Here is a 20,337-nt window from a genome sequence, read left to right as displayed (position 1 = left end):
GTCGTTGGTCAGGGCCGGTAATCCTCCGCGCCAGGTCTGCTGAAGCAGCCCGGTTTTTGAAGGTGGTTAGGCACTGTACGAAAAGTAATGTCGTAAACACCGCCGCCAGCAAGCCAGCGTGACCATCGCAGCGAAGCTTTCCGCTAGCTTGCAATAGCGTGTACCCAGGCGGCGGTGCTCCTTCAACCAACCAAATAGCCGTTCGATAGCGTTCCGCTGCCGATACTTGGGCTTGTCAAATAGCCGCGGCAAGCCCGGCTTCGGCTTGCGTTTCATGTCACGCAGCGGAATCACCGGCTGTATCCGATAGCGGTCGCAGTATTGCCGCAAGGATTCTGCGTCATAGCCTTTGTCGGCCAGGAGCCAGCGGCAGCGCTTGCGTGGCCTACCTCGATTCGAAGGGATGTGGACACCGTCCAGCAGGCGCTGAGCATGGGAGATGTCGCTGGCATTACCACCAGAGAGCGTGAAGTGGAGTGGGATGCCACGGGCGTCACTGACCATGTGAATTTTCGTCGTCAACCCGCCCCGGCTTCGTCCAAGTGCGTGGTCCTTTGGTTCTTCAGCCCCCCTTTTTTGCCTGCTCCGGCAGAGGCTCGGGTGGCCCTCACGGCGGTTGAGTCGATGCACCAGGTGGTCAAGTCAATCTGGCCCTGTGCATTGAGTTTGAGGTGTAACCGCTTGAGCATTTTGTTGAAGGTTCCTTGGTTTCGCCAGTCTCGAAATCGTTGATAGACCGTCGACCACGGCCCGAATCGTTCAGGCATGTCCCGCCAGGTTGCACCTGAGCACAGCACCCACAACACGCCGTTGAGCATCAAGCGATCGTCAACTCTTGGGCGTCCTGTACGTCGATGTGCGGTAAAGAGATCCGCGACTACTTCCCATTCTGCGTCGGAAAGTTCGTATCGCTTGGACATGGCAGAATCCTTCGCCTAAAAAGCGAGAACTCTACGGAAAATCAGGCCTCCAGAGACTCCGGTGAGGTTTCAAAGGTTTTCATACAGAACCTAGGGAACATGCAGAAAAGACCCTCAAAGGTATGAGCAGGATGGACCCAGCGTATAGGCTCTACGGGGGACTGCTTCAGCACGCCAAGGACAACATAGATCGGCAGGCAGACGAAAGGCGCGCGATGGAGCTGGAGGACGAGTAAAGGCGATACATCTGGGATGCCTCAAGTGAGCCAACCAGGCGGGCGGTGAGCATCTTCGGTTGGGGGAAACCTTATCAAACCATCCAAAGCATGCCCTCAGATATGCCCCCAATGTAGTGATCCTCTGGAAATGGATGGATCTCCATGGCCTATGAAAAGGCAGAAATGATCAGATGAACAGCTGGCCTGACGACACCTAAAGACTCTCAGGGGCCCCAAAGAACATTTTGACTAGGCTCTAGGGCGGTCGTTTCAGGATGGGATTTTAAAGCTATGCCCCCAATTTTGCCCCCAGTCTCAGCGGGTGCGTAGGCGATCGCGACTGGCGATTTCTGACACGGACCAGGGTGGTCTTCAGCGGCCTTCAGTGTACGCCAGTCTCGGCTTGTTCGGAGCATGCCTGATGATTGGTTGCCTAGTGTACGGCGCCAAGCGCGTGGTAGGACTTCACCGCTTCCGTGCGGATCTATCACTTCAACTTGATCGCTCGCTCAACCCGCGCGGCTGGTGTGCGTAAGCCGTAACTGGGCGCGCTGCACGTAGTGTTTGGGAGCAGTGATGGCGTCGGCTACGGCTGCCACGATAGTCATGACGGCTAAACAGCAATGAATTAGGCCAGGTTCGCACTACTGCTCGTCAAGCGGCTGACTAATCGCCAGATGTCCGCATCCAACCAACTGCTTTGCGAATTGTGGATACTGGATGGCCGCTATCGACCCATAGCGGCCGTTCGCAGAGGGCCGCAAACGGCCAAAAGCCGTCGTTGAGTGTCTACGAAAGCCGGGGCGATTCACACTTCTCAAAACGTAATTGATTAGCCACCACGCGAAATGCTGCCGTCTGTTGCCGGCGGCTCGGATAGTAGAGGTGGTATCCAGGAAAAGGCTCAGACCATTTCCCTAGAATTTCTTGAAGGGTGCCGTTATCCAGATGTGGTTTAACCTGGCCATCGGGTAACTGAGCAATTCCGACGCCAGCGAGACATGCATCAAGAATTTGCAGTACGCTGTTCATGACCAATGGGCCGTTGACCCGAACACGAAACTCGTTCTCTCCGCTACCGAACTCCCAGGGATAAAGGCCTCCATGCGTTGGCAACCGAAGGTTGATACAGCGGTGCTCGGTGAGATCTTCTGGACGAGGAGGCGAGCCATATTTGGCCAGGTACTCAGGTGATGCGACGGTGACCATTCGCATTTCAGGGCCTATCGGAATGGCCACCATGTCGGCATCAATGATGCCGCCTATGCGCACACCAGCATCGAATCTGTCGGCAACGATATCGGTAAGTCCGTAGTCGGTGATCAATTCCACCGTTATGTCCGGGTAGGCATCCAGCAAAGGAAGCAGCTTCGGCCATAGAACATGGCGGACCGCGAACTCGTCGGCGGTTATTCGCACAGTTCCAGACGGGTGCTGGCGCAGGTCAGAGATAGCACTCAGATGATGGTTTAGCTGGTCCAGCAGCGGGGAAATTTCATTAAACAGTCTTTCACCTGCCTCTGTGCGTGTCACGCTGCGGGTGGTGCGTGTCAGCAATCGCACGCCCAGTCGCTCTTCCAGCCCACGAATCGTTTGGCTTACTGCTGAGGGGGAGACTCTCAGGTGCGCGGCTGCGCGGGTGAAGTTTCCCTCCCGCGCCACTGTGACAAAGACCACCAGATCGTTCATCCCGTTTACAAACATTATTAAGCCCTGCTTCATACCGAGTTCTGTATTTTGCATATACGCGAAATAATTGTCAGAGGCTAAATTTCCAGGGTCTCAACCAAGCGAGGAAAGCGCCATGAATGACACCGATCCGACCAATGTAGGCATGCAAGTCCATCGCGCTGGCTCAACCAAAGCTATTGAGGGCCCGCGCGAGTGGTTCACCGGTCGAGTGCGCATTGACCGCGTTTTCACCGCTCCAGCCCCGGCTCGGGTTGGTGTCGCCGTGGTCAATTTCGAGCCAGGTGCCCGCACCAACTGGCACACCCATCCGCTGGGCCAAGCGCTGCTGGTCACCGACGGTGTGGGTTGGACTCAATGCGAAGGTGGACCGAAGACCGAGATTCGTGCCGGCGATCTGGTCTGGTGCAACTGTGGACGTCGCCACTGGCACGGCGCTACCGCCACCACGGCCATGCAGCACGTAGCCATAAACGAGTATCTCGACGGCAAGCCAGTCGACTGGCTGGAGCCTGTGACCGACGAGGTGTTCCTCGCGGGCCCGGTGAAGAAAGACTGAGGTTCCTGCGGCAGCGTTATGCCACGCGTTAACTCAAGGAGTTGAAGAGCATGAACAAGCAGATATTCAAGCTGGCAGTCTGTGCTGCGGTTCTGCACGTCGGTCTGGCCAGTGCCGAAGATGCGGCTACGGCCGGGCAGCAGATTGTCCATGCCGGTGAGCAGGCATCGATTGCCGGCCCAGAGCAGTTCTTTACCGGGCGTGCACGCATCGATCCAGTCTGGCAAGCCAATGAGCACATCAATACCTCCGGTGCGCAGGTCACGTTCGAGCCGGGAACGCGTTCCGCTTGGCACACCCATCCGGCTGGTCAGCGTCTGGTGGTCACCTCCGGCGTTGGACTGACCCAGGAATGGGGCAGACCGATCCGAGTAATACGTCCTGGTGACGTAGTCTGGTGTCCGCCTGGCGTCAAGCACTGGCATGGCGCCGCGCCGACCACGGCGATGACGCACATGGCTGTCACTGGAGTCCTGGATGGCAAGAACGTCAACTGGATGGAGAAAGTGAGCGATGAGCAGTACAGCCAAACGCATGAAGACTAAGTCCGGCCTTGTCATCGGAGCGCTGAGCGTCACGCTGGGGTTGGGTGAATTGAGCCAGACAGCCATTGCCAAGGAGCAAGCGAGCATGAACGAATCTGCTGCTGTAAACGTCAGCGAAATTCTCAGCGTTCGTCAGCAGGCCATTGTGCCGGTAGCGGCGTTTGCTACTGTTGGAGACATTGCCGGTCTCAGCTCGGCCCTCAACCAAGGGCTGGACGCCGGGATGACTATCAGTGATGCCCGCGAGGTACTGGTGCAACTGTATGCCTACGCCGGTTTCCCGCGCAGCCTCAATGCACTGGCCGAGCTGATGAAGGTGGTCGAGGCGCGCAAGGCCAGAGGGATCAAGGATGCACCCGGCCGAGAGCCCAGCCATCCAGCACCCAAAGGCGATGCGCTGTTGGCCGTCGGCACTGAAAACCAGACCAAGCTGGCTGGCGCCGTGGTTGAAGGTCCACTGTTCGACTTCGCGCCGGTGGCCAACGAATACCTGCGCAACCATCTGTTCGGTGACATCTTCGAGCGGGACAACCTCGACTGGCAGAGTCGAGAGCTGGCCACCGTGAGCATGCTCGCAGCGCTGCCTGGCACCGAGGCGCAGCTTCAGGCGCACATGCGCATGAGCATGAACACCGGCATCAGTGCCGCAAAGCTGCGCCAACTGATTCTGCTGCTGGGCAAGCGCGTCAATAGCGAGGCCGCCGACCGGGCCCGCCTAGCACTGGAACGGCATCTGGCCAGTCAGTAACCCGGCGCACGGTGGCGGCACCTGCCAGCCGCTGCCAACCAAGCAACCGAACCGCGTGGTGCCAGGATTTCTGCCGACGCGTTTGGTTAGTTATAAGTACTCTAGAGCCGACTCTAGGCTGGTGAGGTAGCACGATGTGCGCCGTAGCAATGACTGGAAATCCTATCTGGGTGCCAGGTTGTTCCAGTTGGTGGTCTATGCGTAGTGCTCTACTCAACTCTGAGTAGGCGTCGGACGCTGCGAGATAAGGCCGTGCCTAAGAAAATAGGCTCGATTCGAAGGCGTTAGCTGGCGTACTCAGCAAGTCTTTCAAGTGGTACGTGGAGCGTACTGTTTTGCGCAAACGCCTCTAGCAGATACTCCAGCACGACTCGAACACGGGGGGCAACGAGGGCGCGATGCGGATACTGAATCACCATCTCGTAGGTACCCGGGTGATGCTTTTGTCGCAAGACGGCCTTCAGCCTTCCAGCCTCCAAATGCTCCCAGGCGAGATGCACGGCGACCTGGGCGATACCAATCCCATCGCACGCCGCATCGACCAGGGCTTCTGGAGAGGAAAGCGTCAAAATGGCGGAGTCCGCGGGGTCGATGGTGATGATGCCGCCTTCGGCATCCTTAAAGCTCCAAACATCCACCGTACCGCTCAAGAATCGTCTCGCGACCAGTCTGTGCTCGCGTAAGTCTTCGGCTGTGCGCGGCACCCCGTTGCGGTTGAGGTAGTCGACTGATGCAACTAGCACCGTGTTGAGATGACAAACCGGACGCGATACCAGCGCCGAGTCCCTGATGTGCCCCCCCCGAAGGCCCAGGTCATAACCGTCCCGAACGAGATCGACCACGCGATCATCGAAATCCACAGCAATAGATAGCCCCGGATGACGCGCAAGGAGGCCAGGCAATACAGGCATTAACTGTTCTCTGCCGAATGCGGCGCTGGTCGAGATGCGCACGCGGCCATGGGGTTCGGCGCGTTGCGCTGCGACGGCATCAACGGCGGCATCCAGTGCTTCGAGAGCGACCCGTGCCTGTCGCAGAAACACCGTGCCTTCATCGGTGAGGCTGAGGGTGCGCGTCGTGCGGTTCAGCAGACGTACCCCCAGCGACGCTTCGAGACTCGCGACGTTCTTGCTGACAGCGGCTGACGTTACTCCCAGCACCCGAGAGGCTGCCGCAAAGCTGCCTGCATCCACCGCCTGGACAAACGACAGGATGGCCCGTACCCGATGTGCTGAATCCATGTGTCCTCCTGATCCGGCCACCCTCAAAGTCAGTCGACGATCGTGTCTATTGTTAACAAATAGTTTTCATGGAAACAACCAATCATCTACTTCTGGTTAATTGTCATGGGAGGCACCATGGGCGCCATATTCTGAACAGGAGAGCTCCAATGTCCATTTGTGTCATCTACGACAGTGGCTATGGCCACACTAAGAAGCAGGCTGAGGCTGTTGCCGAAGGCGTCCGCAGCGTTCCAGGCGCCGAGGTCCGTTTGACTGCTGTGTCCGATGGCCCGATCGATTGGGAAGCACTGGCTGCTAGCGACGCCATCATTTTCGGCTCGCCGACCTACAATGGCACCATCAGCGCGCGCTTCAAGCAGTTCATGGAGGATTCGACCCGGACCGCCTGGGTGCCGCAAACCTGGCGCAACAAGATTGCCGCCGGTTTCACCAACTCTGGCTCCATGCATGGCGACAAGCTTAACTCCCTGATCACCTTGGCTCTGTTTGCGGCCCAGCACGGCATGGTCTGGGTCGGCTTGGACCTGTTTCCGGGTAAGAGCAACGATGAACTTAACCGTGTCGGCGGGTGGCTGGGTGCGATGGCGTTCTCCAAGGATGAATCACCGGAGTTGTCGCCCATCAAGAGCGACCTGGATACGGCCCAGCACCTCGGCAAACGAGTTGCCGAATTGACCCAGCAGTTTGTCGCCGGACGCGGCTGATATAGCGGAGGACGCCTTCATGAAGACCTTGGGATATGCAGCGCATGCTGCGACCGACGCACTGGCACCATTGCAGTTCGTGCGGCGTGAACCGCGGCCCGATGACGTTGTGCTGGACGTCCTCTACTGCGGTGTCTGCCACACCGACTTGCACATTGCGCGCAATCATTCCGGCTTCACGCGCTACCCGGTCGTACCCGGACACGAGATTATCGGCCGGGTAACTCAGGTTGGCAGTGCCGTAACCCGTTTCACGATCGGTGACACCATCGGCGTTGGCTGCATGGTCGACTCCTGCCAGCACTGTAATCCGTGCCAGCACGGCTACGAGCAGCACTGCGCAGAGGGTGCGGTGTTCACCTACAACGGCACCGACCGCCACGACCACCTGCCGACGTTCGGTGGCTATTCGAAGCAGATGGTCGTGTCAGAGAAATTCGCCTTGCGCGTCCCGAATGGGTTGGACCTGGCCGGAGCGGCGCCCCTGCTGTGCGCCGGAATCACGACTTGGGAACCGTTGCGCCAATGGGGCGCGGGCCCCGGTAAGAAGGTCGCCGTTGTCGGTCTTGGTGGTCTAGGCCACATGGCCCTTAAACTGGCCAAAGCGCTAGGTGCCGAGGTGACGCTGTTTACCCGTTCGCCCGGCAAAGAGGCTGATGCGCGTCGATTGGGCGCCGATCACGTGGTGCTGTCGAACGATGCGCAGCAGATGACCGCCGTCGCAGGCCAGTTCAACCTGATCGTTGATACCGTGCCCTACGAGCATGACGTCAACCCCTACCTGCCGACGCTGACCCTCAACGGCACGCTTGTGCTAGTTGGCTACATGGGCCCGCTGGACGAGGCCGTGGCAGCGGGCGCACTGGTATTCGGCCGCAAGGCCATCGCAGGTTCTTTCATCGGTGGTATTGCGGCCACGCAGGAGATGCTCGATTTCTGTGGCGCGCACGGCATCGTGTCGGATGTCGAGGTGATCTCGATGCAGCAGATCAATGAGGCCTACGAACGCTTGCTTAAGAGCGATGTGAAGTATCGGTTCGTTATCGATATGGCCACTCTGCAGGAGCAAGAAGCATGAGCTCATTGCCTGACATCCAGGAAACTGATCCGTTGTTCCAGATGATCGGCGCCGTCGCTCCAGTGCTGGTGCCCTATACCAAGATCCGGATCGTGGACGAGCTCTGGAGCAGGCCCGGTCTTGCGCCACGAGAGCGTGCCATCGTATCGGTAGCAATTCTGGTATCGCGCAACGCTAGCGGCGCCTATGCCCATTACCTGAACAAGGCCTTGGACATAGGCGTGACTCCAGCCGAGCTGTCTGAGCTGCTTGCCCATCTAGCGTTTTACACCGGCTTTGGCTATGCCTTTGGCGCAGTGGGAGTGCTCAAGGGGATCTTCGAAGAGCGCAGCATCGGCATCGACCAGTTGCCTGGTGCGTCGCCCGCGCTGCTGGCGACGGAAGATGTGTTGCCCCGCGGGTCAGACCGCGAGGCATTCCTCACTGCCCACATTGCTCAGGCTTCCGAGGCATTGCGGCACTTCAGCGACGAGCTGCTGTACGGTGAGGTCTGGCGGCGACCCGGGTTGGCGGCACGCGACCGTGCGCTGGCGACGCTCGTCTCACATGCGGCTCAAGGTCAGCTTGGGTTGTTGCCGGCCGGCCTGTCCCATGCACTGGCACTCGGCGTGACTGAGCTGGAGATCGGCGAGTCGCTGGCTCATGTCGCATTCTACAGCGGCTGGGGCAACGCACTCGAAGCGGCTAGGGTCTTGACCGGCATGATGAAAGCCGCCGAGGGCAGTTAAACGAGTCAGGCGCGGTATGCGTAGTAGGACTGGCGGGAAAGAATTGCGCCCAGGGGATGGGTCGTGCGAGGAGCGTGGGTACCCATCGCCTTGTCCTCGCATCAACCTTCCTCACTCAAGCCGATGTGCAAGCTCTCATTCAGGCTATTTCCTCGCTACTGAGTCGAGTGGCGGGCCGCTGCTGCAGCCTGAGCATTTACAGCGTAATTGAGCCGCCAAGATTGCCCAGAGTTCAAGCGAGTTTGGAGTCCCTGAAGAAACCAGGGCGAGATCTGGCGGCCACTAAGGTTACTCGGCGACAGACGTGAACCTGGGTGAACCATCAGAGCCTTCTGCCCACCATGCAGTGAAGGTCTGCGCTCGCCCATCCAGCTGGATCGGGCGGCCGATCTCCGGTGTCCACAGTGCAAAGGCACGCCTCTTACTGGCGGCAGTGATGCGCTTGAATGGGTCGTCCCAATCGTGCGGCGAGATCGAGAATCGGCCCGCATGTGCGGGAGTCAGCACTCTGGTCCGCAGATCCTCGGCAGCCTGTGCAGCTTGCTCGGGCGTCAAGTGGACGTTGGCCCAGCGTGGGTCGTACTGGCCCATGTCGAGTGCTACCCAATCAAATGGGCCGAGCTGCTGACCGATCTCTGCAAAGTGCGGCCCGTAGCCGCTGTCACCGCTGAAAAACAGACGGCGTTCAGCCGAGAGCAGAGCGTAGCCAACCCACAACGACTGATTGCGCTCGAAGGTCCGCCCGGAATAGTGGCGTGCCGGGGTGGCTTGAATCCGCACACCCGACTTCAGCTCGACGCTCTCGTTCCAGTCGAGCTCGTGCACGCGGCGCAAGTCATACCCCCAGGCCTCGAAGTGCGCTCCAACGCCAAGTCCCACGATCACCTGCCGGACCTTGGGCCTGAGCGCACGGATGCTCGGATAATCGAGGTGGTCGTAATGGTCGTGACTGATCAGCAGCGCATCGAGTTCGGGTAGGTCGTCGGCCGTGTAGACGTTGGTGCCGTCGAAGGCTCTGTTCGCGAAAGGGATGGGCGCCGCATTCGTGCTGAACACCGGGTCGATCAGAATGCGCTGTCCGCTTAATTGCAGAAAGTAGGAGGAATGCCCCAGCCAGATCACCACATCTTGTGTGCGGGCGAGCGCCTTTAAGTCAGTCTTGATCGCTGGAATCACGCCCGGTGGGCGAGGTTGGCCTTTCTTGCCGAAGAGGGTTTGCATCCACATTGACCACTCGGATTGATCGGTCGTACGCATCGGTGTGTCGATCTGGTTGTGAAATTCTCCGTTGACATGATTGGGCGAGCGCTCGATGCGTGCCAGTCGCTCGCCGCTGGGCAGCTCACCGAAAACGGGATGCTGCAGGTAGCCGAGAACACCCATCACGCTGAGGATGGAAATGCCAACTAGGACAGCGGAGAAACGGCTCCAGAATATTTTCATGCCAACGTGAACGCCTTCGAGTTGATTTTCGGCTCTAGTGGCCTAGGTGTTCTTGATATCAGTACGCGAGAAAGCGGCCGGCGACGACCACTCCAGTCCATACAAGAACTGATACCCATGCAGAAACCTTGGCTGCCAGTGGCGGAGCAGCATGGACATCCCAATCCGCTACCGTGCGGTAGATGCCCTTATGAAAAACCAGTACGTTGATCCCGGCCACAACGATGAGCCCGAGCTTCCAGGGCGCCGCATCTGCAGCGGCAACCACAGTGGCCTGCGCACTGAGCAGTGCGATGCCCGTAATTGCGACAATACCCAGGCCAGCATGGGAGAGGGGCAGCAGAAAACGCGCGGCGGTGGTTACTGATATGACGCGCTGCCCAGCTCCCAACAATCGAAGATCGAAAGTGAACGCTGGCCCCACAAGTAGCGCGATCCCAAGTATGTGTATGGACTCCAGCACGGGATAAAGAAATTGGCCATTCCTGACGCCCTCGCCGAGTGAGGAGTCCTGCAGCAGCATCAGCCATGTATTGAGCACGTCAGGCATATGTACCACCTCAATACCGCGCAGGGTCAGGTAAGGGCGCACGAACCGGGAGGGTATTGCCGAGTACCTGGTTCACCGGCACGGCATCATCCCCGAACCAGAACACAACTGGCCGAAACAGACCATCATCGGCACGCTTGATGTAGCCGACTGCCTGGAAGCGCTCCCCGATGGCCAGCGCACGGCCAAGGCCCCACTTGCCTGACCAGGCCGGGGGAGCAATGACAATCTCCAATTTCTGGTGAGGCCCCCTATATGAGGGGGCGGCACTGACTCGAACGCTGTCTTCGCGGGCTTGCAGCTGCTCGGGAATCGCCAGCTTGGGCGTCTGGGCAGGCAACTCGCTATCCAGGGTCACATCGAAGAGCGAGTGCGGATTCCCCCAAACCCCCTGCGATGACACCGTCCCGGCAATGTAGACGAGGCGATCCGTCTCGAAGGAGGCCCAGCCATGGTGCGCGAACGCCGTGGTTGTCGACAGCAAAGCCAGGATGAACGAGGTGATCATCGTAAGCCGTGTGAGCCGAGGTAAGCGCTGAGTTTTCATGCTCTTTGGACTCCTTATATTTATTTTGCTGCCGCTTGCTTCAGGTGTTCGTCGAAAAAGGCCGCCATCTTGTCGAAGGGGATCTTGTCCATACGGTCGTAAAGGTCGACATGGTTGGCCCCCGGAACGATCACCAGCTCCTTGGGTTCTGCCGCCGCCGCATAGGCCGTCTCCGCGAAGTAGCGCGAGTGGGCCTTTTCACCGTGGATGATCAGGATGGGACGCGGCGAGATCTCCTTGATGTACGTCAGGATCGGCATGTTCATGAACGACAGTGGTGTGGTGACCGTCCATGCGTTGAGGGAGTTCACTGCGCGGCGGTGGTAGCCGCGCGGTGTCCCGTAGTAGTCGTGGTAATCGACCATGAACTGCGGCTCGCCGCCCTTGGGCGAGGTGTTGTAGGCCGGCTGATAGGCTGGCTTGCCGTTCTCGGCGTCTTCCCAGCGCTGCCGGCTCAAATGCTCCAATGTCTGCGTGCGTTGTTCGGGGGTTACGACGTCGTTGTAGCCTTTGGACATGACACGGGTCATGTCGTACATGGTGCTGGCAACGACGGCCTTGACGCGCTTGTCGGCCGCCACAGCATTCAATGCGAAGCCGCCCCAGCCGCAGATGCCGATGACCCCGATGCGTTCGCGATCGACATAGGGCTGTAGGCCAATGAAGTCCACCGCAGCCATGAAGTCCTCGGTGTTGATGTCCGGCGAAGCGACGTTGCGCGGTTCGCCGCCGCTTTCCCCTGTGTAGGAACCATCAAAGGCCAGCGTGGCGAAGCCGCGTTCGGCCATGGTTTGCGCATACAGACCAGAGGACTGTTCCTTCACCGCGCCGAACGGGCCGCCGACGACGAGAGCCGCCAACCGTTGGTTGCCTCGATTCTTCGGCAGGTATAGGTCACCTGCCAAGGTGATACCGTAGCGGTTCTTGAAGGTGACCTTCTGGTGGTCGACCTTGTCGCTCTTGGGAAATACCTTGTCCCATTCCTGCGTCAGTTGCAGACCGCCCATCTGGAGCATTGCCGAGGAGGTCTGCGCCTGTGCCACCTGATCGCCGAAGGCCAGAGCCAGGCTGGCAAGGATTGAGCGTCGGACAAACTCCCCGAGGGTGGTGCGACGCTTTATGTTCGTAAGATTCAGGGTTGCTGCGGTCATCGTATCTCCTGTAAGTAGTATATGGAGGGTGCGACTACTCCGATCCGTTCCCTTTGGGCATCGAAAGTCAGCGGTAGGCCTCAGGTCTGTCGCCGTTCGTGTTGGGTTTGGCGTTAGCTACGCGGGCATAATTGCCCAGGAGAGCAGCAAGGCAGCCGAACAGAAGCACAAGCATTCTCATGAAGAACTGCCTCGCCGATGGCTAGCTAGTCCCTGGAGAACGTGATCCGTGCGGTCCCTCTGCCGAGCACTTGCGCCAGGTCAGCGGGGGCGTCCACACGGCCAAGGCGCGTGTACGAGTAGATCGAATCGAATGTCAGGTAGAAGAGAACCAGTGTCTGTGCCCCGTAGAGCATGAGATCGCCGTTGTGGATCGTGCCGGGGCGACTGCTGCTCGCCGGTAGTGCCTTCGGCAGCTTGGCGTGCTTCTCGTTGCTGTTGAGATCGGGCATGTCGATCGTGAGCGGCAGCATGGCGGCGAAGGTGCTAGCTGCTTCGGTGTCGGCTAGGGTGATGGCGAAGCGACGTTCGCCGACGGTCATCCACATACGAGATTCCTCCGTTTGTACGGTTGCCGTTGCCGCAGTGGTCGAGAAGTCGCTGGGAGCGACCGTGGCTGATTGAGCCTCGGCACGCCCGCCAAGGATCAGCAGGCTGGATAACAGGCACAGCACGCGTATGGCCTGCGGGTAACAGGAGATATGGTGTCCAATGGCAGTCTGGCAGTCGCTGGTACGGGGAGTAACGAGGCTCATGGTCCTGGACCCTCCGGGCGTGGCGCTCGGCTCAAGCCGCATGCCGTATTGGCAAGCGCGAGGTGAGGAAAGCGAGCAAGGCCGCTAACATCAGCATGGCTGAACTGGCGAAGAAGGTAGCCTGATAGCCACTGTGGTCGAACAGCAGTCCTCCCAAAGTGGAGCCCAGTGCGATCGAGAGTTGCACCACGGCGACAAACAAACCACCACCGGCCTCGGCATCCTTGGGGAACACCATGGCGATCCAGGACCACCAGCCGACAGGGGCCGAGGTGCCGATCAGCCCCCACAGCCCCAGCATGGCGACAACGATGGCGGTCCAGTGACCGAAGGCTGTCAGGGCTACGGCAATCAGAGCCATCAGCAACGGCATAACGATCAGCGTCTGAAAGAAGCGCCGCTGCAGCACCCGACCGATCAGCAGGGTGCCGATGAAGCCTGCCGCACCTATCACCAACAGTACGAGTGAAATTTCGGCGCCATGCACCCCGGTGACGTTCTCTAGGAACGGGCGCACATAGGTGAATAGGGAGAACTGGCCCATAAAGAACAGGCTGCTGGCCAGCATGCCGACTATAACGCTGGGGCGCTTGAGCAGTGTGAACACCTGAAACGCGTTGCGGAGACCGGAGGCGCGCGCAGCGGCTTGCATGGACGGCAGCGCTTTCCATTGCCAGGCCAGTGCGACCAGCGCAATTGGCACCAGGCAGAGAAAGGCACCGCGCCAGCCGATGAAAGTCCCGAGCCAGGCGCCCAGCGGTGCGGCAACCACTGTCGCCAGTGCGTTGCCGCCATTGACCAGTGCCAGTGCACGCGGCACATCACGGCTTGGCACCAGGCGTATGGCCGTGGCGGCCGACATCGACCAGAAGCCGCCTATCACCACGCCGATCAGTGCCCGACCGAGCATGTAGGTTAAGTAGTTTGGTGCCAGCGCGACGATGGCACCGGATACACCCATGGCCGCCGTTAAACCCAGCAACAGTGTCTTGCGATTCAGGCTGCCGGCCAGTGAAGAGATGAACAAGCTGGTGAGTACGGCAAAGGCCCCCGAGATGGCGATACCTTGGCCTGCCATACCCTCGGTAACACGCAGGTCATCAGCAATGGGCGTTAGTAGGCTGACCGGCAGGAACTCCGATGCGACCAGCGCAAAGGCGCAAACCGAAATGGCCAGGACGCCACTCCAGGAGCCCGACTGCTCAGAGATGTCGTAGACGGTAGTGGTTGTGCTGTCTGTCATGCAGAACCTGGTTTTCAAAGAATTAACGAAAAATGAAAGCCGCTGATTGCAATGAGAGCGACCGGGAGAGGCGATGGCTTGCCCCAAGAAAAGAGAGCAACGTTGAGTATTCCCGGAGCATCTTCAGGCATGCGACCAGTCGTTACTAGCTAATCAATTCTTAAAGAGGTTATAAGTTCCACTAATCAATGATTCGTGGAAAACTTCGGCCATGATCAAACGTAACCTTAACGACCTGCTGTCCTTCGTCACCGTCGCGCGCGAGGGCACCTTCACCCGCGCCGCCGCCCAACTGGGCGTGACGCAGTCGGCATTGAGTCAGGCGATAAGCGGATTGGAGGCGCGGCTGCAGATCCGCCTGCTCACCCGTACCACGCGCAGCGTCTCTCCCACTGCGGCGGGAGAGCGCCTGTTGAACGCCATTGGCAATCGCTTTGACGAAATAGAAGCGGAGCTGGATGAGCTGTCGGCCCTGCGCGACAAGCCAAGCGGCACGGTCCGTATTACCTGTGGGGATCACATCCAGCGTACGGTGCTTCTGCCCAAGCTCACCCCCTTGCTACTGGAATACCCAGACATCAAGGTGGAGTTCGATATCAACTACGGCTTCCGCGATATCGTGGCCGATCGCTTCGATGCCGGCGTGCGCCTGGGCGACACCATAGACAAGGACATGATCGCAGTGCCCATCGGGCCGCAGCAGCGCATGGCTGTCGTAGCGGCTCCGGCCTACTTCGCTGCGCACCCGAAACCGAAAAAACCGAACGACCTGGTCAACCACAACTGCATCAACATGCGTATGCAGTCCGGTGGGGGCCTCTATGTGTGGGGTTTTCAGCGCAAGGATAAGCAGGTGAATGTCCGAGTTGATGGGCAGCTGATTTTCAACACCTCACCCAATGTCGTGGATGCTGCGTTAGCGGGACTGGGTATCGCTTGGTTACCCGAAGAGGAATTCGCTCCTCATCTTGAAGAGGGACGCTTGATTCGTGTGCTAGAGGATTGGTGCTCGTCATTCCCGGGCTATTACCTCTATTACCCGAGCCGCAGGCAGCCATCCCCGGCCTTTACCCTGGTTGTGGATGCTCTGCGCTACGCCAGGCCATAGGCGTCGTAGCGGTGACGGCGCGATTCGGCAGCATGGCCTTAGGCTGTGCCTCCGCTATGTTTTATTGATGATCTTGGTGCGTGGCATAGGCGTTTCAGTCTTCAAACTTAGATCGGAACAACCCATGATTACTCTGAATATCAATGGCCAGGATCAACGCGTCGGCGTTGCGCCTGATACCCCTCTGCTGTGGGTTCTACGCGACACCCTGCAGCTCACTGGTACCAAGTTTGGTTGCGGCATGGCCACCTTTACCGAAGGTAAGGTCGATCAGTCCAACTTCCATAACTACATGCCGCTGCGTATCTCCGATATGCCCAAGGTCGAGGTGCATATTGTGCCATCGGCGACCGCGCCGACCGGTATCGGCGAGCCGCCGTTGGCGCCTGCCGTGTTGAATTCCCTGGCGGCGGCCATCGGCAAGCGTATTGGCCGTCTGCCCATTGGACAGCAGTTGGTGGGTTGAGCATGCAGCATCTGGATGTACAGGTTATCGAGCAGGCCCTGGCCTGGTCGCGGGCGGGTGAGGTGGTGTGGCTATGCACCGTGTTGGCCACTTTCGGCTCCTCCCCGCGCGAACCAGGTTCGCTATTGGCGGCGCGGCGCGATGGCGGCCATGTCGGCTCACTGTCAGGCGGCTGCGTCGAAGAAGATTTTCTCGAACGCCTGCAAGAGGGTGAGTTTGAACAAGCAATCACCGTCCTGCGCTATGGCGACCCAAAAGGGCCACAAGGCTCGCGCATAGCGCTACCCTGCGGTGGCATTCTCAAGGTCCTGATTGAGCGCCTGCCGGCCGATGACGCTACCTGGGCGCAACTGGAGCGCCTGCTTGCGACCCTGCATGGCCAACAGCATCTGTTGCGCAGTGTCGATTTGCGCAACGGCCAGGCGACCTTGAGTGAGGACGATGGCCTGGGCTTGCGCGTAGTCGAGGCCGCAGACGGGTTCTCGCTGCAGATTCGCGTCGGCCCGGCGGCGCGTCTGATCATCGCCGGCATCTCGCCGGTTTCGGTGATCTGTGCGGAGTTCGCCCGTACTCTGGGCTTTGAGGTCATCGTCTGCGATCCACGCGAGGAGGCGTATTCGGGGTTCGATGTGCCAGGCGTCGAACTGCGCAAGGAGCTGCCCTCGCAGTTCATCGCCGCCGATGGTTGCCACCGTGCCACGGCGGTAGTGGCGCTTACCCACGACCCGCGCATCGATGACCTGGCGATGATCGAGGCCGTGCGCACGCCCGCCTTCTACATCGGCGTCATGGGGTCGCAGCGCACCTCGGCGATACGCGCCGAACGGCTGCGCCGCGTCGGTGGCCTGAGCGAAGCCGAGATTACCCGCCTGCACATGCCCGTAGGCCTGGCGCTGGGGAGTAAGACGCCGGCGGAGATAGCCCTGGCGGCCATCGCCGATGTTGTCCGCGTTTACCGGGGCCGGCCGCGCGATGCGCTTTGAGGCGGTCACGCCAAACCAGCCGTCCAGCCCGATCGTCGATGGCAGGGGCGGCACCTGCGTAACTTGCGGGTGAGCCTGACCAGTGCCTGCAATTACGCCTGCGTGTACTGCGTGCCCAACGGCAAACGTCTGCATCCGGACCCAAACGCGCTGCCGTTGGCCAAGCTGTTGCTGGCGGTGGAGTACCTTAAGCAGGTCAACGATATGCGCACTCTGCGCATCACCGGCGGCGAGCCGCTGATCAGCCCGCTGTTCGACGACTTCATGGCGGCGCTGGGGCGCTTCGATTTCGAGGATGTGTCGCTGACCACTAACGGTCAGCTGCTGTCGCGCAAGCTGCGGGTGCTGCTTGCGGCCGGGATCAAACGCATCAACGTTTCAATTCGCTGGATGCTCTTGCATTCCGCCGTATCGCCCGTGGCGGTGAGCTGACTGAGGTGTTGGCGGGCATCGACCAGGCGCTCACCGCAGGCCTGCGTGTGAAGAGCAACATGGTGCCGCTGCGTGGCTACAACCACGAACAGATCCTCCCGATGCTCGACTACTGCCTGGCTGGGGGCGTGGAGCTGCGCCTCATCCAGCTGATGCGCATGGGCCATCTGGCTCGCGATAGGCAGGCGTTGAGCGCCACAGCACCGAACTGAGCTGTGGGGAAAACCCGGCAACGGCCGAAAACGCGCTGAGTTGGGCATCAGTCATGCTCATCGGAGTGGCTCGTGTGAGGCGCTTCAGCTCGGTACTGACCCGTCAGTTCCACTAGGTCGGCTGGCTGCGCGCGGGAGGGCGACAGGTATTTGTGGATGCCTTGACGCATACGCTCGAGGTCAGCCGCAAACCTCGGATAGTCGAAGTGATAACGCGCCCCAGCGGCTTCGTCTGAGCCGTTCTCCGCCTGATCGGCCAACTGTTCGATGGCAACGAGCTGTCGTTGTACGAGTACTAGATCCGAGCGCTCGCGACTTTCTTGTGCAACAACTGGGACTGTTGCTAAACAAATCACAAGCAACGGGAAGGCGTACGTCCTCATGGCGGGCTCCAGAGCAATCTCTGGTCACCACCATTACTGCGCGGGCGAGTTGAGGCACGAGTTAAAGGGATTCTCGGCCTTTCGCTTTCTTGCGAGGTTGACAGAAGCGGGGTAAGGCTGGAGTTCAACCTTTCGGGGGACGATACCAATCTGCGAGCGCTGCAGGCCTCACGAATACTGCAGCGAATGCCTGAGGGGCATCTATATCGTGTGGGGTCATTTTCGTTCGAGGATTGCGTGAGCGGGCCGATAATGGACGCGCAGCTAGATGGTCCCCTAGAGTGGTTTGTAGCCTCGGAATTCGGCCATCTGACTTAAGCGCTCGGATCTCGTTTTGGGTTCTGGCGAGCAACTGGTTCGCCGTCCGCCCCGTATCCTGATTACACTCTATCATACACCCTCGAGCCAGGGCCTGTTGATGCTAGCGACCTCCTGCAAGCGTCTATTTTCGACCCTTTATAGCCGGTCGTGGACCCTTTCCTGTTCGCTGCCTATTTGGCAGGTCAGTTGAAACGAGTGCGCTTCGGGATGTCGGTAACAACTGTGCCGTTGCATCACCCAGTGTCCGAGCGTGCGTTTCGACGAGCCATTCGTTGACCTCCTTGGCGATGGGCGCTCGCCCTACGTCGATAGGGTGCTGCCTTTCGCATGGGCCGAGTTGGAATACAGGTAAGGCGTTGAGGTCTCGACCATCCCATTGAATCCCGCAGGCCTACTATACTGAGACGGATGGCTCGAAAACGTAATAAGGTAGCCGATCATGCAACAAGTGAACGCAAGTCAAATATGGCAGGATTTGGGGCCTGGTTATTTTCGTGAGCTATCTACTTTCGGCGCCATACAGGATGCTGTTTTGTTGAATATGCTCACGGCGGGCCGTGTGTTGCAACTTAAAAGTGGCGAAGTCCTTTATTCGGTGGGAGATCGGACAGCTTACTTTTATATAGTTCTTCAAGGCAGTATTAATAATTTTATTCCCGGCCAAGACGGATCTATGGTTATCTCGCGACATCACGAGCCTGGTGATGATTTAGGTTTCGTGCATATGATTAGCTTAAGCAATCGTACTGCGACAGCGATTGTTGAACAGGATGCAGTTATCCTGGAGATTAGTATTGAACAATTTTTTGAGCTCCATCAGCAGGAGCCTGAGGCTTTTGGCTTGTTGCTGCTCAATCTTGCTCGTGGCATGGCCCGCACCATAGTTCGGATGGCTGACAAAGTTGCTGAGCTAGATAAAAAATTTTTTATATCTGGTAATAAACAATGAAGGTTTGAATGCGCATGGTGATAGCAGTGCCTGTGCAATGTTTTAGATAAGGCGTGTGTCTGTAAGTTTTGGGGCGATGCTTTGCGTAGGCTCGGGTTGGTCTATGCTTGATGCGTCCTCAGTGGTGTTTGGCCTTGCGTATTCTAATAAATATTAGTGTTAGTGAAATCAACGCTAAGGGTGCCATGCTCAGAATGGCTTCGCGGGCTGTCAAGTGAACTCCGACTACGTTGAGGCCGTTATAGGTCAGCTTGAATAAATTTAAGAGGTAATAAGTTATTGCTATAATTGAGAGCCCCTCAACGGCGCGCTGAATTTTCACTTGTGCATCGGCTCGGGCGTTCAACCCTCGCAAAATTTCTGCGTTTTGCTCCTCCATCTCTACCTGCACGCGAGCTTGAAGAAGGTCTCCTAGGTTCGCCACGTTCTTGGCCAGTTGCTCCAGTCGCTGCTCTGTGGCTGCGCAGTAACGCACAGTAGGCTTGAACCGCCTTTCGATGAATACCCCAACCCGTTGGCAATCCCCGACGTGGCTTTCTCTTAGTTCTCCAAGCCGTTCAAAAACTAGCTGAGCGTAGGCTTGAGTTGCTCCGAATCTATGACGGGTGGTGACCGTGCGGCTGACCACTTGACGGGATAGGTGGGCGATTGCTTCCAGTAGTCCTTTTGAGTCATCGGCATCGTTGCGCGCGCTTCGCTCCGATAGACTCACCAGTATATTGTCAAAACGGTCCAATTCTAGACTCAGTTTTTTTGCAGTGCTAAGGGTCAGCGAGGCCATCATTCGATAGGTTTCGATTTCTAATAGACGTCTGATCATACGGCCTTGACGATAGGCGTTGAGGCGACGATTGATAAACAGGAACCGGTTAATACCATCATCAGTCAGGCGGAAATCGCTCCATACAGCAGCATCACCACCGCCTACGCAGGAGCCACACGGATCCTTAAATCCATAGCGACTGACGTCGAGATCCTGGTCGCTGCGTACTATGATTTGAATGGCATTTATAACTTGACTGTAGTAGGGCGAGATGGCTTCCGTCAACGCTGGTGGCATCTCCCGCCAATCAGGTTCATCTCTGTTGCTAGATACCACCAGCGTCAGTGTAAAAAACTCACTGTGTTGTTCCCACTTGAATGGGTGATCGGCAAAATTTGTGATGCCCTGAGCAACCTCAGTGCTTTCTGTTTCGATTCCGCAGCGTTCTAATACCTTTTTGCAGTCGGATCTGTCCCCCAGAAATGCGACATGAAAGACGTGAGCCGGCCCATTGAAGTAAAGGGAAGGTCGGGCATGGAGCTCGTTGTGTAAGGCAAAGCGTTGAGGGTGCATAAGAAATCCAGCCTGAAATGATTGC

Annotated in this window: 20 protein-coding genes and 3 pseudogenes; 12 read left to right on the top strand and 11 right to left on the bottom strand. The window is 58.5% G+C overall.

All coding sequences use genetic code 11. From position 1 onward, the window contains the following. Nucleotides 1-66 precede the first annotated feature (66 nt). Nucleotides 67-920 (bottom strand): IS5 family transposase gene (locus P3R38_RS14050; RefSeq protein ID WP_277686300.1). Its coding sequence is split into 2 segments (ribosomal slippage): nt 67-576 and nt 579-920, totalling 852 coding nucleotides; the frame shifts between segments, so codons are not numbered across the junction. Between the two features lie 1,007 nt (nt 921-1,927). Then, a complete protein-coding gene (locus tag P3R38_RS14045; protein WP_277687221.1) occupies nt 1,928-2,842 on the bottom strand; it encodes a LysR family transcriptional regulator in 915 nt (304 codons plus the stop codon). 100 nt (nt 2,843-2,942) lie between these two features. Here P3R38_RS14045 and P3R38_RS14040 point away from each other — a divergent pair, with 100 nt between their 5' ends. Genes P3R38_RS14040 through P3R38_RS14030 form a run of 3 tightly spaced genes read left to right on the top strand, consistent with a single transcriptional unit; the run spans nt 2,943 to nt 4,679 of the window. Continuing rightward, entirely contained in the window at nt 2,943-3,386 is a 444-nt protein-coding gene (locus P3R38_RS14040; RefSeq protein ID WP_277686299.1) for a cupin domain-containing protein, read from the top strand. 50 nt (nt 3,387-3,436) lie between these two features. Further along, nucleotides 3,437-3,931 carry a cupin domain-containing protein gene (locus P3R38_RS14035; RefSeq protein ID WP_277686298.1) on the top strand — a complete coding sequence of 165 codons (495 nt, stop codon included), beginning with the start codon at nt 3,437-3,439 and terminating at the stop codon, nt 3,929-3,931. Beyond that, the gene (locus P3R38_RS14030; RefSeq protein ID WP_347176202.1) at nt 3,900-4,679 is read left to right on the top strand and encodes a carboxymuconolactone decarboxylase family protein; all 780 of its coding nucleotides are present in this window, start codon (nt 3,900-3,902) and stop codon (nt 4,677-4,679) included. The genes P3R38_RS14035 and P3R38_RS14030 overlap by 32 nt, the downstream gene beginning before the upstream one ends. 284 nt (nt 4,680-4,963) lie before the next feature. On the opposite strand, the gene P3R38_RS14025 is transcribed toward P3R38_RS14030, so the two are convergent. Beyond that, nucleotides 4,964-5,920 carry a LysR family transcriptional regulator gene (locus P3R38_RS14025; RefSeq protein WP_277686297.1) on the bottom strand — a complete coding sequence of 319 codons (957 nt, stop codon included), beginning with the start codon at nt 5,918-5,920 and terminating at the stop codon, nt 4,964-4,966. Between the two features lie 149 nt (nt 5,921-6,069). On the opposite strand from P3R38_RS14025, the gene P3R38_RS14020 reads away from it, so the two are divergent. The 3 genes from P3R38_RS14020 to P3R38_RS14010 are packed head-to-tail and all read left to right on the top strand — an operon-like array spanning nt 6,070 to nt 8,433. Next, on the top strand, nt 6,070-6,627 hold the full coding sequence (locus P3R38_RS14020) for a flavodoxin family protein (protein WP_277686296.1): 558 nt from the start codon (nt 6,070-6,072) through the stop codon (nt 6,625-6,627). A gap of 19 nt (nt 6,628-6,646) precedes the next feature. Beyond that, nucleotides 6,647-7,705 (top strand): NAD(P)-dependent alcohol dehydrogenase, encoded by a 1,059-nt coding sequence (locus P3R38_RS14015; protein ID WP_277686295.1) that lies wholly within the window; start codon nt 6,647-6,649, stop codon nt 7,703-7,705. After that, a complete protein-coding gene (locus P3R38_RS14010) occupies nt 7,702-8,433 on the top strand; it encodes a carboxymuconolactone decarboxylase family protein (protein ID WP_277686294.1) in 732 nt (243 codons plus the stop codon). The genes P3R38_RS14015 and P3R38_RS14010 overlap by 4 nt, the downstream gene beginning before the upstream one ends. A gap of 288 nt (nt 8,434-8,721) precedes the next feature. Here P3R38_RS14010 and P3R38_RS14005 read toward each other — a convergent pair whose 3' ends face one another. The 6 genes from P3R38_RS14005 to P3R38_RS13980 all read right to left on the bottom strand — a co-directional run bounded on the left by P3R38_RS14005 (nt 8,722) and on the right by P3R38_RS13980 (nt 14,122). Next, nucleotides 8,722-9,876, bottom strand: coding sequence for an MBL fold metallo-hydrolase (locus tag P3R38_RS14005; RefSeq protein WP_277686293.1), 1,155 nt, complete (start codon nt 9,874-9,876; stop codon nt 8,722-8,724). A 58-nt stretch (nt 9,877-9,934) separates the two neighbouring features. Beyond that, nucleotides 9,935-10,426: a hypothetical protein gene (locus P3R38_RS14000; RefSeq protein ID WP_277686292.1), complete on the bottom strand. Its 492-nt coding sequence runs from the start codon at nt 10,424-10,426 to the stop codon at nt 9,935-9,937. A gap of 10 nt (nt 10,427-10,436) precedes the next feature. Continuing rightward, nucleotides 10,437-10,973 carry a DUF6152 family protein gene (locus P3R38_RS13995; RefSeq protein ID WP_277686291.1) on the bottom strand — a complete coding sequence of 179 codons (537 nt, stop codon included), beginning with the start codon at nt 10,971-10,973 and terminating at the stop codon, nt 10,437-10,439. A 20-nt stretch (nt 10,974-10,993) separates the two neighbouring features. Beyond that, nucleotides 10,994-12,124, bottom strand: coding sequence for an alpha/beta hydrolase (locus P3R38_RS13990; RefSeq protein WP_277686290.1), 1,131 nt, complete (start codon nt 12,122-12,124; stop codon nt 10,994-10,996). 206 nt (nt 12,125-12,330) lie between these two features. After that, complete coding sequence (locus tag P3R38_RS13985; RefSeq protein ID WP_277686289.1) at nt 12,331-12,879, bottom strand: cyclophilin-like fold protein; 549 nt, start codon at nt 12,877-12,879, stop codon at nt 12,331-12,333. Between the two features lie 31 nt (nt 12,880-12,910). Next, complete coding sequence (locus tag P3R38_RS13980; RefSeq protein WP_277686288.1) at nt 12,911-14,122, bottom strand: MFS transporter; 1,212 nt, start codon at nt 14,120-14,122, stop codon at nt 12,911-12,913. 211 nt (nt 14,123-14,333) lie between these two features. On the opposite strand from P3R38_RS13980, the gene P3R38_RS13975 reads away from it, so the two are divergent. The 5 genes and pseudogenes from P3R38_RS13975 to P3R38_RS13955 form a co-directional block, all read left to right on the top strand. Further along, on the top strand, nt 14,334-15,230 hold the full coding sequence (locus P3R38_RS13975) for a LysR family transcriptional regulator (protein WP_277686287.1): 897 nt from the start codon (nt 14,334-14,336) through the stop codon (nt 15,228-15,230). A 124-nt stretch (nt 15,231-15,354) separates the two neighbouring features. Further along, nucleotides 15,355-15,477 (top strand): annotated as a pseudogene (locus tag P3R38_RS13970) ((2Fe-2S)-binding protein); the annotation flags it as partial. A gap of 9 nt (nt 15,478-15,486) precedes the next feature. Next, nucleotides 15,487-15,696: pseudogene (locus P3R38_RS13965) on the top strand (hypothetical protein); the annotation flags it as partial. A gap of 2 nt (nt 15,697-15,698) precedes the next feature. After that, entirely contained in the window at nt 15,699-16,679 is a 981-nt protein-coding gene (locus P3R38_RS13960; protein ID WP_277686286.1) for an XdhC family protein, read from the top strand. A 54-nt stretch (nt 16,680-16,733) separates the two neighbouring features. Beyond that, nucleotides 16,734-17,290: pseudogene (locus P3R38_RS13955) on the top strand (radical SAM protein); the annotation flags it as partial. An 80-nt stretch (nt 17,291-17,370) separates the two neighbouring features. Here the strand turns inward: P3R38_RS13955 and P3R38_RS13950 are convergent. Beyond that, complete coding sequence (locus tag P3R38_RS13950) at nt 17,371-17,706, bottom strand: RAQPRD family integrative conjugative element protein (protein WP_277686285.1); 336 nt, start codon at nt 17,704-17,706, stop codon at nt 17,371-17,373. A 760-nt stretch (nt 17,707-18,466) separates the two neighbouring features. On the opposite strand from P3R38_RS13950, the gene P3R38_RS13945 reads away from it, so the two are divergent. Continuing rightward, nucleotides 18,467-18,976 carry a cyclic nucleotide-binding domain-containing protein gene (locus tag P3R38_RS13945; RefSeq protein ID WP_277686284.1) on the top strand — a complete coding sequence of 170 codons (510 nt, stop codon included), beginning with the start codon at nt 18,467-18,469 and terminating at the stop codon, nt 18,974-18,976. Nucleotides 18,977-19,094: 118 nt separating this feature from the next. Here P3R38_RS13945 and P3R38_RS13940 read toward each other — a convergent pair whose 3' ends face one another. Then, entirely contained in the window at nt 19,095-20,312 is a 1,218-nt protein-coding gene (locus tag P3R38_RS13940; RefSeq protein WP_277686283.1) for a DUF3422 domain-containing protein, read from the bottom strand. Nucleotides 20,313-20,337: the final 25 nt, after the last annotated feature.

The organism is Pseudomonas sp. NyZ480 (assembly GCF_029537255.1).
GTDB lineage: Bacteria > Pseudomonadota > Gammaproteobacteria > Pseudomonadales > Pseudomonadaceae > Aquipseudomonas > Aquipseudomonas taiwanensis.
This window is presented reverse-complemented; position numbering and strand designations above follow the sequence as displayed.